Source organism: Niabella yanshanensis (assembly GCF_034424215.1).
In the GTDB taxonomy this organism is placed as follows: domain Bacteria; phylum Bacteroidota; class Bacteroidia; order Chitinophagales; family Chitinophagaceae; genus Niabella; species Niabella yanshanensis.
The window spans coordinates 1,664,985-1,679,073 of record NZ_CP139960.1 but is presented as its reverse complement, the minus strand read 5'-3'; the positions used below and the strand labels follow the sequence as shown (position 1 = coordinate 1,679,073).

Annotated in this window: 8 protein-coding genes; all 8 read left to right on the top strand. The window is 43.7% G+C overall.

Annotated elements, in window-relative coordinates; all coding sequences use genetic code 11:
* The first annotated feature begins 23 nt into the window (after positions 1 to 23).
* The 8 genes from U0035_RS06520 (at position 24) to U0035_RS06485 (ending at position 14,069) form a co-directional block, all read left to right on the top strand.
* The gene (locus tag U0035_RS06520; protein WP_114789210.1) at positions 24 to 1,841 is read left to right on the top strand and encodes a RagB/SusD family nutrient uptake outer membrane protein; all 1,818 of its coding nucleotides are present in this window, start codon (positions 24 to 26) and stop codon (positions 1,839 to 1,841) included.
* A gap of 30 nt (positions 1,842 to 1,871) precedes the next feature.
* Positions 1,872 to 2,972, top strand: coding sequence for a family 43 glycosylhydrolase (locus tag U0035_RS06515; protein ID WP_211316334.1), 1,101 nt, complete (start codon positions 1,872 to 1,874; stop codon positions 2,970 to 2,972).
* Positions 2,973 to 3,139: 167 nt separating this feature from the next.
* Positions 3,140 to 4,984 (top strand): glycoside hydrolase family 2 protein, encoded by a 1,845-nt coding sequence (locus U0035_RS06510; RefSeq protein WP_114789209.1) that lies wholly within the window; start codon positions 3,140 to 3,142, stop codon positions 4,982 to 4,984.
* A 23-nt stretch (positions 4,985 to 5,007) separates the two neighbouring features.
* Positions 5,008 to 7,068, top strand: coding sequence for a beta-L-arabinofuranosidase domain-containing protein (locus U0035_RS06505; RefSeq protein ID WP_114789208.1), 2,061 nt, complete (start codon positions 5,008 to 5,010; stop codon positions 7,066 to 7,068).
* A 100-nt stretch (positions 7,069 to 7,168) separates the two neighbouring features.
* Positions 7,169 to 8,323: a glycoside hydrolase 5 family protein gene (locus tag U0035_RS06500; RefSeq protein WP_114789207.1), complete on the top strand. Its 1,155-nt coding sequence runs from the start codon at positions 7,169 to 7,171 to the stop codon at positions 8,321 to 8,323.
* 60 nt (positions 8,324 to 8,383) lie between these two features.
* The gene (locus tag U0035_RS06495) at positions 8,384 to 9,322 is read left to right on the top strand and encodes a glycoside hydrolase family 43 protein (RefSeq protein ID WP_114789702.1); all 939 of its coding nucleotides are present in this window, start codon (positions 8,384 to 8,386) and stop codon (positions 9,320 to 9,322) included.
* 150 nt (positions 9,323 to 9,472) lie between these two features.
* Complete coding sequence (locus tag U0035_RS06490) at positions 9,473 to 10,516, top strand: glycoside hydrolase family 43 protein (RefSeq protein ID WP_114789701.1); 1,044 nt, start codon at positions 9,473 to 9,475, stop codon at positions 10,514 to 10,516.
* A gap of 358 nt (positions 10,517 to 10,874) precedes the next feature.
* Positions 10,875 to 14,069 (top strand): SusC/RagA family TonB-linked outer membrane protein, encoded by a 3,195-nt coding sequence (locus U0035_RS06485; protein ID WP_114789206.1) that lies wholly within the window; start codon positions 10,875 to 10,877, stop codon positions 14,067 to 14,069.
* Positions 14,070 to 14,089: the final 20 nt, after the last annotated feature.

Below are 14,089 nucleotides of genomic sequence, written 5' to 3'. Positions count from 1 at the left end.
TTATCGCCAATAAATAAAAGACAATGAAACAATATATAAAATTTGTACTAGCTATTTTTCTGACCTCGGCATTATTGAGCTCCTGTAAAAAAGGGTTCCTGGATAAAGTATATGATGAGGACCTGACGATCGATTCGGTATTTGCGAGCGCCCAGTATGCGGAACGGTTTTTAAGCTCGGCATATTTCTCTCTGCCCGAAGAGCCGGAGTGGATTGAATGGTGGGGACGCAATCCTTTTACCACCGCCTCTGATGATCTGGAGTGTACCTGGGGCGTATTCGGCAATCAAATGAACACCGGCAACTGGAACGCCGCTACAGTAGAGCAAAACATCTACAGGGTTTACTGGGAGGGTATCCGTAAAGTAAATATCTTCATAGAGAACATTGATAAAACCGATTTTTCTGAACGCGAGCCATCAGCTTGGGGCAGAACAGGCGAGCAGCAAAGGCAGGAATTTAAGGGGGAAGCGCATTTTCTTCGCGCCTTCTATCATTTTATTGAAATGAGGGTACATGGGCCTGTTTCAATCCTGAACAGGTCGCTTTCAACAGCAGATGATTATACGCAGATTAAAAGATCGCCTTATGACGATTGCGTGGCTTTCGTAGTCGAAGAGTGTGACAAAGCAGCAGCCTTATTGCCTGCCAGAAGAGTAGACGTTGAATTGGGGCGCGCTACCAAAATGGCCGCATTGGCGCTAAAAGCCAGGATCTTATTGTATGCAGCCAGTCCTTTGTACAATGGCAACTCCGATTACGCCAATTTCAAAGACGACCAGGGACGCAACCTTATTTCGCCTAATTATGATGCTACCAAATGGCAAAAAGCGGCAGATGCGGCCAGGGACTGTATAACGCAGGCTGAAGCTGCAGGTCATATTCTTTATAAGCCTACTAATGACCCCTATCAGAACTTTTACAGGCTTTTTATTGACCGTTGGAATGATGAAGTGCTTTTTGCAAGGAATATGGGGAACTTTAACAGGCTGGAATACGCATCAGGCGCTAAGGGAATGGGCGGTTGGAGCGGATACTGTCCTACACAGGAGCTGGTAGACGCATTCCAGATGGCCAACGGAACTACACCTATTACCGGCTATAATGCCGACGGAAGTCCGATTATTAATGCGGCATCCGGATACCAGGAAACCGGCTATGCGGCTACTGCTGGTGCGAATTACCCCGCAGGTGTGAGAAACATGTATGTAAACAGGGAACCTCGCTTTTATGTAAGCGTCAACTTTAATGGGCAAAGATGGAGAGGCAGGCAACTGGAACTTCACAATTCCGGCCGTGACGGACGTGCGGTAGGTAATGGCCAGGATTACCCGGTTACGGGCTACTTACTTCGCAAGTTTGCTGATGAACAAATTAATCTTACTCAAGCTGGGACTTTTACTTTTAAAACCTGGATTTACTTCCGTATGGCTGAAGTGTACCTGAACTATGCTGAGGCGCTTAACGAGGCGCAAGGCCCAACTGCCGATGTATATACGAATGTGAACAAAGTAAGAGAAAGAGCAGGATTGCCAGGCTTACCTGCCGGCTTGTCAAAAGATCAGATGAGAGAGCGCATCAGGCATGAACGTCGCATTGAGCTGGCATTTGAAACGCAGCGTTATTTTGATTGCAACCGCTGGAAAATAGCGCCCGAAACCAGCAATAAAACTTTTTACAGGTTGAGCTATGACAAGGGAACATCTATACAGGACGATGCGTTTTACCAACGCGTTGTTTTGAAGAGAAGAATCTTCGAAGCTCCCAAACATTACTTATGGCCTATTCCTCAAACCGAGATAGACAGGGCATTATGGGTAATTCAAAATCCCGGGTGGTAATCTCTTTTTAAAAAAAATGAATGATTGACTATGATGAAAAATAAACAGGGATTGAATAGTGTTCGTTGGTGGTTCTACGGAGCGATAGTTACGTCAGGTATATTGTTAAGTTGTTCAAAGGCTAAGTCTCAGCGTGAGACGCCCGCTCCCGAACCACTTAAACCGGTAGCGGAATATCAGAACCCGGTATTCACGCCCATCCTGGCAGATCCTACAGTGATTAAGGATCCCAATTCGGATTATTATTATGCTTACGGAACAGAAGATTTCTGGCATACCGACAATAAAAATCACCTGGTGGCGGTTGTTCGGTCAAGGGATTTGATCAACTGGACTTACGTAAATGATGCTTTCACCAGTAAACCAACCTGGAAGTCGTCCGGTGGTATATGGGCTCCCGATATCGCCATCGTAAATGGTAAGTATCATTTGTATTATTCTTATTCAACCTGGGGCGATGCTAACCCTGGAATCGGGTTAGCTGTATCTTCTTATCCGGCCGGACCATTTATTGATGCGGGAAAACTGTTTCTCTCTTCGGAGATTGGTGTTCCCAACTCTATCGATCCTTTTTATTATGAAGAGAGCGGAAAAAAATACCTGTTCTGGGGAAGTTACAATACTTCAGCGACGCAGGGTACTTATGGTGTGGAGCTGACTGAAGATGGCAGACGTGTAAAAGACGCGGCTCAAAAAATAAAAATTGCTGCAGGCGATTTCGAAGCTGTAAATCTTTTCAGGAAGGATGGCTATTACTATTTTTTCGGATCTAAAAATAATTGTTGTGATGGAGCGGCCAGCGTATACCAGGTTCGGGTAGGAAGATCCAGAAATTTAATGGGACCTTATATCGATAAAGCGGGTAAAAATCTAACGGAACGGGGAGCCGGTACATTAGTCTTGCAAAGAAATTCCCAATTTTCCGGACCGGGTCATAATGCCCGGCTGATTACCGATAAAAAGAAGCAGGACTGGATGCTCTATCACGCTATGGATGTGGAGCGGGCGATGATCAATACAGTTAACCAGCGGGCATTATTGCTTGATAAGGTAAATTGGGATGCAGATGGTTGGCCCGTTGTTAACGATGGAACGCCATCGGCCGGGAAAATGAAAAAACCTGAGTTGTAATATTAGGTATCAGTTATAATGTACTGTTTCAAAAAATAAGAGGCCTTGAACCATAAAATATGGTACAAAAAGTATAATTTTTGAAACAAATTTTAACTGCATAGTAATATGTAGCTATTAAGTTTGCCATATTTAGACTCATTGCCATTGTTCACTAAAAATTAATTATGCGAATTCTATTTCCATGCCTGGCAGTCGTTGTTTTATCAGTGACAGCTAAGGCTCAGAGTACCTGGAAAATTGTACCGGGTAAACCTCAAACATCATGGGTGGCAGATGTCAACCCGGCAAAACCTTTACCTGAATATCCCAGGCCACAGTTGAAAAGAGCCAACTGGCAAAACTGGAACGGCTTATGGAAGTATGCAATTACTCCCGCATCCGAACAAAATATCCCCGCAACATTCCAGGGAGATATTTTAGTGCCTTACCCGGTTGAGTCGGCTCTCTCCGGTGTTGGGAAAACAGTGGGTAAAGACCAGGCACTGTGGTATAGCACCAATATTGCGCTCTCTAAGCCCTCAGGAACCAACCAGGTAATATTGAATTTTGGTGCAGTAGACTGGCAGTGTGATGTGTTTGTAAACGGCAAAAAAGTGGGAAGACATGAAGGCGGCTTTGATCCCTTTTCTTTCAATATTACAAGCTATTTGGGTAAAGGCAAACAGCAAGCGATAGCCTTACACGTCTGGGACCCTACCGATGAGGGCCCCCAGCCAAGAGGCAAGCAGGTAAAAAAGCCGGAAGGTATCTGGTATACCCCTGTAACAGGTATCTGGCAAACAGTTTGGACAGAGATACTACCCGCTACTCATATCGCATCAACTAAACATACACCAGATGTAGACGCAAGCCAGCTGCGCGTATCGGCCCTTGTTGAGGGTGCCCAGGCAGGGGATATTGTGAAGTTCGTTGCTTTGGATGGTGTGCAACCAATAGGAGAGGTAACCGTTCCTTCAGGAGTGAATGCGGATATTAAAATAGAAAATGCAAAATTATGGTCGCCTGCGTCTCCTTATTTATACAATCTGAAAGTGTATTTATACAGGGCTGGTAAACAAATTGACTACGCTGAAAGCTATTTCGCTATGCGTAAGTCATCTCTTCTAAAAGATGCTGCGGGCATTAACCGTATGGCTTTGAACAATAAAATATTATTCCAGTATGGGCCGCTGGATCAGGGATGGTGGCCTGACGGATTGTTTACAGCTCCAACCGATAAAGCCCTTTTATTTGATATTGTTAAAACAAAGGAGATGGGCTTTAATATGATTCGTAAGCATATTAAGCTGGAGCCGGCCCGTTGGTATTACTATTGTGATAGCGTAGGCATCCTGGTTTGGCAGGACATGCCAAGCGGTGACCTCGGCGGTAATCATTGGGATATGCGTTCAGGTCAGGTGTCCGGATTCAACAGGGACAAGCAACGTACTGCTGAATCGGAAGGATATTACAGGAAAGAATGGAAAGCGATCATGGATGCAGCACACAACTTTCCTTCGATTGTATCATGGGTGCCGTTTAATGAGGCGTGGGGACAATTTAAAACGAAGGAAATAACAGAGTGGACCATGAAATATGATCCTTCGCGTTTGGTAAACAGCGCCAGCGGAGGGAACTTCTTCTATACCGGTCATGTACTGGATATTCACCATTACCCCGATCCTCAGATGCCCGATCCGGAAGTGTTTGGGAAAAGCGGACAGGCACTGGTGTTGGGTGAGTTTGGAGGTTTTGGCTTACCGGTAGATGGCCATACCTGGCAGGATAAAAATAACTGGGGCTACCAGAGCTTTAAAAATAAAGAAGAGCTGCTGCAGCGTTATACCAGGTCTATGAATGACTTGAAGAAATTAATTCCATTGGGCTTATCCGCCGCTGTATATACACAAACTACTGATGTAGAAATTGAAACCAACGGCATTCTTACTTATGATCGCAAGGTAATGAAGATGCCTGAACAAACACTGAAGCAGTTGCACCAGCAATTGTATGATGTCACCGTTAAATAGCAGTCAATACTAATTGTTAGTCAATGAACCTATATAGATCAATTGTAACAGGAGGGGCACTTTCATTTTGCCTGGCCGGTGGTTTACAGGCATCAGCGCAGTCTAAAGTTACTGAAGTGCAAAAGCCTGATAATAGTTATACGAACCGGTTTTATGCATCCAATAGAAAACCTTTGCAACAGTTATACTTTATAAAGTTGCCGGTTGGGTCGATACAGCCAAGGGGATGGTTGCAAAAATACCTGGAGCTGCAACGCGATGGTCTTACTGGTCAACTGGGAGAGATCAGCGCCTGGCTGGCCAAAAAAAATAACGCCTGGCTGAGTGCAGATGGCAAAGGCGACCATGGTTGGGAAGAAGTGCCTTACTGGTTGAAAGGCTATGCCAACCTGGGTTACGTGTTGAAAGATAAAAAGATCATTGACGAGTCGCGTATTTGGCTGGAGTCCGCATTAAAAAGTCAACGGCCCGATGGTTATTTCGGACCGATGATTCTAAGAAACGGAAAACCGGATTTATGGGGTAATATGATCATGCTTTGGTGCCTGCAATCTTATTACGAGTATAGCAATGACCAAAGAGTGTTGCCTTTTATGGAAAACTATTTCCGCTGGCAATACAATTTGCCCGATAGCATGATGTTGAAGGATTATTGGGAGAACAGCCGGGGAGGAGATAATATGCTAAGCGTATATTGGTTGTACAACCGGACTACAGGTGATAAAAAATGGTTACTGGATTTGGCAGCCAAATTGCATCGGAATACAGCCGACTGGAAGCAAAAAGACAATTTACCTAACTGGCATAATGTAAATATTGCACAGGGATTTCGGGAGCCCGCTACTTATTACCTGCAAACGGGCAGCCGGGAAGATTGGGATGCTACCTATAATGTGTTCAATCTGATACGTGAGCGTTTTGGTAATGTGCCGGGAGGAATGTTCGGAGCAGATGAAAATGCCCGCAAAGGTTATGTGGACCCCCGCCAGGGCGTGGAAACCTGTGGCATGGTAGAGCAGATGGCTTCCAATGAGATATTGCTGGGTATTACCGGTGATCCTTTTTGGGCCGATCATACCGAGAACGTTGCATTCAATACTTATCCCGCGGCTGTAATGCCCGACTTCAAAGCGCTACGCTATATAACCAGTCCCAACATGTCGGTTAGTGATAGTAAGAATCATCATCCTGGTATTGATAACAGCGGTCCTTTTGTAATGATGAATCCCTTTAGCTCGCGCTGTTGCCAGCACAATCATGCGCAGGGATGGCCTTATTATGCCGAACATGTTTTTATGGCGACTCCTGATAATGGTATTGCAGCAATACTATATAGTGAGGCGGTAGTAAAAGCAAAAGTGGGCAATGGAACCGAAGTGGGCATTGCTTCCAAAGGACATTACCCTTTTGACGAAGCTGCTGACTTTACATTCACCCTGTCAAAAAGTACCCGTTTCCCTTTTTATTTAAGAATACCCGAATGGTGTGCCGATGCGCAGGTAAAGGTCAATGGTGTTGTGGTTAAGAAAAATCCATCACCATCGTCTTATATAAGAATCGAAAGACTTTGGAAGAGTGGCGATAAAGTACAGCTTGATTTGCCTATGCAATTGAAGGTGAATACCTGGACTTCCAATAAGAACAGTATTAGTGTTAATCGGGGTCCTTTAACCTATTCATTAAAAATTAAGGAAGAGTATAAGAGGATGGATAGTAAAAAGTCTGCTATAGGAGATTCAAAATGGCAGGAGTCTGCTGATGCGGATAAATGGCCATCTTTTGAAATATTACCCGGTTCTTCATGGAACTACGGATTGGTTTATAAGGGACAGGATCCGAAAAAGCTTTTTAAAGTGGTTAAGAAAAGCTGGCCGGCCACTAATTTTCCTTTTACACAGGACGCGGTACCCATTAGCATTACAACAACAGGAAAACGAATCGACAGCTGGAAAATTGATCAATACGGTTTAACAGATACCTTGCCTCAAAGCCCGGTAATAGTGGGCGGTAAAGAAGAAACGATTGAATTGATACCTATGGGGGCGGCAAGGCTAAGAATTGCTGCTTTCCCTGTAGTGCAATGATCTTTGAATAAAAATGACTCAAAACGGAAAAAAATATTTATAAAATAACATGTGCCCATCGAAAACCCGCTTGCGTCGGGCTGGCAATAAAAATCCACACATGAAAAAAACAGTTTTTTACATAGCCATGTTATGGCTGCTGTCCTTGTATGCCTGCAACGATACCGGGAACAACAAAGCTCCCTCAACTGATAACGAAACTACTATTGCTGAAAAATGGTCTGCTGAAAAAGCCAATCAGTGGTATGCCGAACAACCCTGGTATGTAGGCGCTAATTTTCTCCCTAGTTCGGCTATTAACCAGCTGGAGATGTGGCAGGCTGAAACCTTCGACACTACTACCATAGAGAGAGAATTGGCCTGGGCCGAAGCGCTTGGTATGAACATTATGCGGGTATACCTGCACGACCTGGCCTGGCAAAATGACGAGCAGGGCTTTTATGATCGAATTGATAAATTTCTGTCGATTGCAGACAGGCATGGTATTAAAATATTGCTGACCATTTTTGATTCCTGCTGGGACCCTTTCCCGAAAGCAGGTAAACAACGTGCACCACAACCGTATGTTCATAATTCAGGATGGGTACAAAGCCCTGGTCAGGTTATTTTAAAAGATTCAACTCAATACCCTGCACTTGAAAAATATGTAAAATCAATTGTAGGAAAATTTGCAAACGATAAAAGGATTGTTTTGTGGGATGTTTGGAATGAACCCGATAATATGACGGGGCCTTCTTACGAAAAAGTAGAAGTGCCTAACAAAGTAGCATTGGTTTTGCCGCTGCTCAAAAAAACATTTGAGTGGGCAAGAGCTGCGAATCCAAGCCAGCCATTGACCTCAGGTATCTGGGCCGGTAACTGGGAAAGCGACAGCACTTTAAAGCCAATTGAAAAATTACAGATAGAAGAATCAGATGTGGTGTCTTTTCATTGCTATGATGATTCTCTTACATTAGCAAAAAAGATCAATGAATTGAAGCGTTACGACAGGCCATTATTCTGTACGGAATATATGGCAAGACCTAATAAGAGCACTTTTAAGAGTTCTTTACCTGTAGCAAAGGAAAATAAAGTAGCTATGGTGAACTGGGGATTTGTAGACGGTAAGTCCCAGACTATTTATCCATGGGATAGCTGGACAAAAAAATATACTTCAGAACCTCCACTCTGGTTTCATGATATTTTCAGAAAAGATGGAACACCTTATAAACAGGATGAAGTTGATTTCATAAAAAAGATGACAGGCAAGCTATAGTAGTTACATAAATAAGGGAGAGAGATGTTATATTCAGGAAGCAGGTTTTTTTTCTGTGTTATGGGTTTGATTGTATTAGGTACCTGGTTTAACCCGTCTTTTGCACAACAGGGAAGCGAAAACAATCCATTACTCGCAGATCCCACCATTTTCTTTGATAAAGGCGTTTATTACCTGTATGGTACCGGAGGAGGAAAAGGAGACAGTGATGGATTCAAAGTATATACATCCACTGATCAGCAGGTGTGGAAGGATAAAGGGTACGCGCTAAAGCGTGGTGAGAGTTATGGCACCAAAGGTTTTTGGGCGCCACAGGTGTTTAAGTACAAGGGGAAATACTACATGGCTTATACTGCTAATGAGCATATCGCCATAGCTGTGGCCGATCATCCTGCAGGACCTTTCAGGCAAGAACAAATAGCGCCGTTAGAAGCACCGGTTAACATCATCGATCCTTTTGTGTGGATGGACCCATCAGGTGCAATTTATCTTTATCATGTAAGATTACAGAAAGGGAACCGCATTTTTGTTGCAGAAATGAATGAATCGTTAACAGCGATGAACGAATCAACGCTTAAAGAATGCATCAATGCTACGGAGCATTGGGAGGATACGCAACAGGTTACCTGGAAAGTAACAGAAGGTCCTACTGTATTAAAGCATAAAGGGCTGTATTATATGATCTACTCGGCCAATGATTTTCGTAACCCGGATTACGCAATTGGCTACGCCACTGCAAAATCTCCGGCAGGACCATGGACTAAGTTTAAAGGGAATCCGATTATATCTACCCAAAACACAAGGGAGAATGGAACTGGTCATGGCGATGTGTTTACCAATAAAAAGGGCGAAATGGGATATGTGTTTCATACACATATCAGTTCTTCAAAGGTAGGGCCCCGTAAAACGGCTGTGATGCGTATCCGGTTTGTTCAGCAAAAAAGGGGGCCGGATAAGCTGGTAGCAGATGCGGCTACATTCAGATTTTTAAACAAATAATTATTTCGAACACAACAGGTTTTAAATTAAGAAATGAAGCATAAGAAAATATTCATTTTAATACCCCAAAAGGATGAATATTTTCTTATGCGAAATTCCCTGCCCGTCCGGTCGGGCGGGCTTGTGACCAAAATCAATAAAAATAAACACATGAAAATAGTTGCTTTATTTTTTGTGACGCTGTTTTTCGCAGGATGTTCCTCAACCAGGGTGCAACAACCTGCTGAAACTTTTATCAACCCGGTATTACCGTCAGGTGCAGATCCGTACAGTTTTTATAAAGATGGTTACTACTATTATACGCACAGCGCCCAGAACAAGCTTATTTTATGGAAAACCAAAAGCATAGCTGACCTTAAAAACGCGGAAAAAAAAGTGGTATGGACACCACCGCCTAATACCGCATACTCAAAAGAATTATGGGCTCCCCAGATCCATTTTATCAATGATAAGTGGTATATGTACTTTGCGGCAGATGATGGCAATAACTATAATCACAGGATGTATGTTATAGAAAATGCTGCTCCCGATCCTATGCAGGGACAATGGGAGTTTAAAGGCAAAGTGGCCGATGCTACCAACAAATGGGCAATAGATGCTGATGTATTTGAGCATAAGGGAAGGTTATATATGATATGGTCTGGCTGGGAAGGAAATGAAAACGGGCAGCAGAATATTTATATCGCCCGTATGAAAAATCCATGGACGATAGAAACTGACCGGGTTAAAATTTCAAGTCCGGAGTTAAAATGGGAAACATATGGCCGTTTGCCGGGTCAGACGCCCGACCAGGTGAATGTAAATGAAGGGCCGCAGTTTTTAAAGCATAAAGACAAGATCTTTATTATTTATTCTGCCAGCGGTTGCTGGACGGATCATTACACCCTGGGGATGTTGTCAACGTCGGCCGATGCGGATCTGCTCAATGCATCCGTTTGGAAGAAACATCCCGAACCGGTATTCCAGGCGGAACCGGGCAGCGGGGTTTATGCAGCCGGGCATAATTCATTCTTCAAATCACCTGATGGTAAGGAAGACTGGATATTGTATCATGCTAATTCCGAGCCAGGACAAGGCTGTGGCGGTCATCGTTCCCCAAGGGCACAGAAGTTTACCTGGCGAAAAGATGATACACCTGATTTTGGCAAACCATTGAGCACCACACAAGCACTGGCTATACCCTCAAAAAAATAAATAAATTTTATTGTTGTTACTGGCCCATCTGCCTTTAAAAAGTAGATGGGTTTTTTCTGCCTGATAGTCAATTATCCATGTATATACTTTAAAAAAAGTTTAAAAAGTCGGTCTGGGCAAATGCATACGATTGCCGCTAATATAGTTGCCTTAATATCAAAGCGGTATATTTTTTGCATTCTGTTAACGGTTGTGATGCAACCATTATTTGAATCTATTATAACGTTTGCTCGAACATTTATTTGGTAAGATAAATGTATATCAGGGTGTTTTATAAAGATTGCATTAGCTATACAATGGTACGGCTGCAATTACTTATACATGAGAACTTTTTTTAAACCACTCATAATTATTATCTATGGAGAGAGAAACTCAGCGGCCTCCTAAAGGCCTTGTTTTTAGGTTAGGAAGCAAAATCGTTTTTTCGATTTTAAGCATTTTGATGGTCAGCCAGTCAACAGCTTCGGCTCAACAACAACAAGTCACTGTAACAGGTGTGGTGACGTCTATAACTGGCGATCCAATCCCCGCTGCTACCGTTGCTGAAAAGGGAACCAATGTCGCAACGGTTTCCGACGAGCAGGGGAAGTTCTCGATTACAGTATCTGACGCTAACGCAATGCTGGTTATCAGTTCGGTAGGATACGCCAGCCTTGAATTGCCGCTGAACGGGCGCACTGCGCTGGATACAATTAGGCTATCCCCGGCTTCAACACAAGCCAATCTTGAAGAAGTGGTGGTAGTTGGGTATGGTACGATGCGCAAATCGGACTTAACAGGTTCTATTTCTACAGCAAAGGGTAGCGATATTATCAAAGGCCAGCCATTTAACGCGTTAGAAGGCCTGAAGGGGCGCGCGGCTGGCGTTAATATTTTTTCAAACACAGGTCAACCGGGGGGAGAAATGCGCGTGATCATCAGGGGGCTTGCCACGATTAATGCTTCAGCCAATCCATTGTACGTGGTGGATGGAGTTGTAATGCAAAATTTCCAGTTTCTGAATCCGAATGATATTGAATCGATAGAGGTATTGAAAGATGCCTCTTCAGCGGCTATCTATGGGGCACGCGGCGCCAACGGCGTTGTGCTGGTAACCACCAAACGCGGCGCCTCCGGTGCAAAAAAAGCCCAGGTATCTTATGCCGGTTCCATTTCTGTCGGGAAAATGGCAAGATATATTGATGTGATGGATGCCAACGAATGGATGGCTACCTTTAAACAGGGGCTGGAAAATGCGAACGCCTGGCAGGGCAGAAATTTTACTACCGATCTTTCTAAAATATTTACAGATCCGTATTTGTTCAATACCGATGGTTCACCCAAGTTCAATACTGACTGGCAAAAGGAGGCCTCCCGCACAGCGGTTTCTCACAACCACCAGTTAAATATTCAACGTAGCATGGACAAAGCATCCATTGGCGCATTTTTAAACTATACGGATCAACAGGGTATTTTACTCAATTCTTATTTTAAGCGGTTGAATGCAAAACTGGCTTACGATGATAAGCCAACTGATTGGTTGTCTACCGGAGTGAACCTGTTGGTTAACCATACCTGGGGTAATCGCACTTCAGATAATCCTTATGGCCAGGGTGCTTTACGTACCATGATTGAACAGTTGCCATTTTTACCGGTTAAACTGGCCGATGGTACCTATGCTCAAACCAATAATATAGGAACTACGGCTATACCCGTTAATCAAAACGATCCGGGAGGTGATACCCAGGGCTTCCAGCCTGAGGGTGTGGGTAATCCTGTTGAATTGTTGAACCGGATGGAAGCCATGCAGTATAGAACGCAGATTTTCGGTAATGCAGCCCTTACCTTTCATTTAACCAAAGATCTCGAATTGAAAACCCAGTTTGGTGTGGACTATCAGATAAACAGGGCAACCAATTACATTCCGTTTACACCAAGACCGCTGATTAATCAGAACTCTGAAGGATCGGCTTCTGCATCAAGTGCATCGACTTTTTATTGGCAGGAGGAAACGTATCTTACCTATAAAAAACGCATAGACAGACACTCTATTAATGCCATGTTAGGGTTGTCATGGCAGGAAAATTTGTATAACTATTTTTCGTCGTCTGATAGCAAGTTTGTCGATGACTATTTTGGGTTCTACAATATGGGTCGTGGAGTCAACCGTCCTACTGTAGGGAGCGATTATGATAAATGGGCGATGAACTCTTATTTTTTCAGGGGGGCTTATTCTTATGACAACAAGTATATGGCTACCATAACAGGTCGTTATGATGGTTCGTCTAAATTCGGCCCCAACTCCAAATATGGTTTTTTCCCTTCTGTAGGTTTAGGTTGGCTGATCTCAAATGAGGAGTTTATGAAAAATTCCGGAGCACTGAGCCGTTTGAAGATACATTCTTCTATTGGTGCAACCGGTAATTCCGAGATTGGTACTTATGCTTCCCTGGCACGCGTAGGACAATCTAATACTATTATAGGTGAGGCCTTGCGCGTTGTATCCTATTTAAGTAATATGCCTAATCCGGATTTAAGATGGGAGCGCACTACTCAATGGGATGCAGGTATAGATATGGGGCTGTTTAATAACCGCTTAAACCTGGAGCTTTCTTATTATTACAAAAACACCAAGGATTTGCTGCTCAGCCGTCCGCTTCCGCCATCAGTTGGTTTCTCCAGTGTAACTCAAAACGTAGGAGCAGTTTCTAACCGTGGTGTCGATATCTTACTTACAGGCTCCCCGGTTCAAAACGACAATTTTCAATGGACATCAACGGTGAATATGAGCTATAATAAAAGCCGAGTTGAAAAGCTGGATGAAAATGCATCTATCGATCCGATCACGGGTAAAAGGCAAATTACTACAGATGGTTTTGTAGGGTATGATATATTGATCCGCGAAGGCGACGAGCTTTCTGCTTTTTACGGATATAAGCGTGCCGGTATATACGACGGGGTTCCGGAAAATTGGGATGCGCAAACTATGAACATACCCGGGCTTGTTGGTGAAAAAGTTACGTACAAGGATCGCCAGGTAATTGGCCATGGCTTACCCCGTTGGACAGGCTCCTTCATCAATACACTCAATTATAAAGGTTTTGACCTGACTGCTGATTTACAGTTTACCTGGGGGGTGCAGGTAATGCAGGAGTTCTTCCACTCAACTGAAGGGCGTTTTCTTACCAGTGGACTTGACCGTCTTTACCAGGAAGCATGGCATCCGACATTAAATCCAGGGGGCACAGCGCAGGCAGTACGTTTAGCCAACTTCGGTATGGGTAGTAATGCGAATGCAGATGATACCTGGGTTGCTGACGGTTCTTACCTGCGCGGTAACCTGTTTCAGTTAGGGTATACGTTTACAACGAATGCGGTAAAAAGAATGGGATTTTCAGCTTTACGCATATATGCGAACGCTAATAATGCTTTTTTAATTACCTCATCGGATTACTTAGGCTATGACCCGGATAACTCTTCACGCCTGGGAGACAATAAATGGGGCGCTAACCGCCAGTTTTTTACTTATCCTCGTCCACGCACTTTTACTTTCGGTGTTAACGTAACTTTTTAACCGTGAATTAAATTATTATG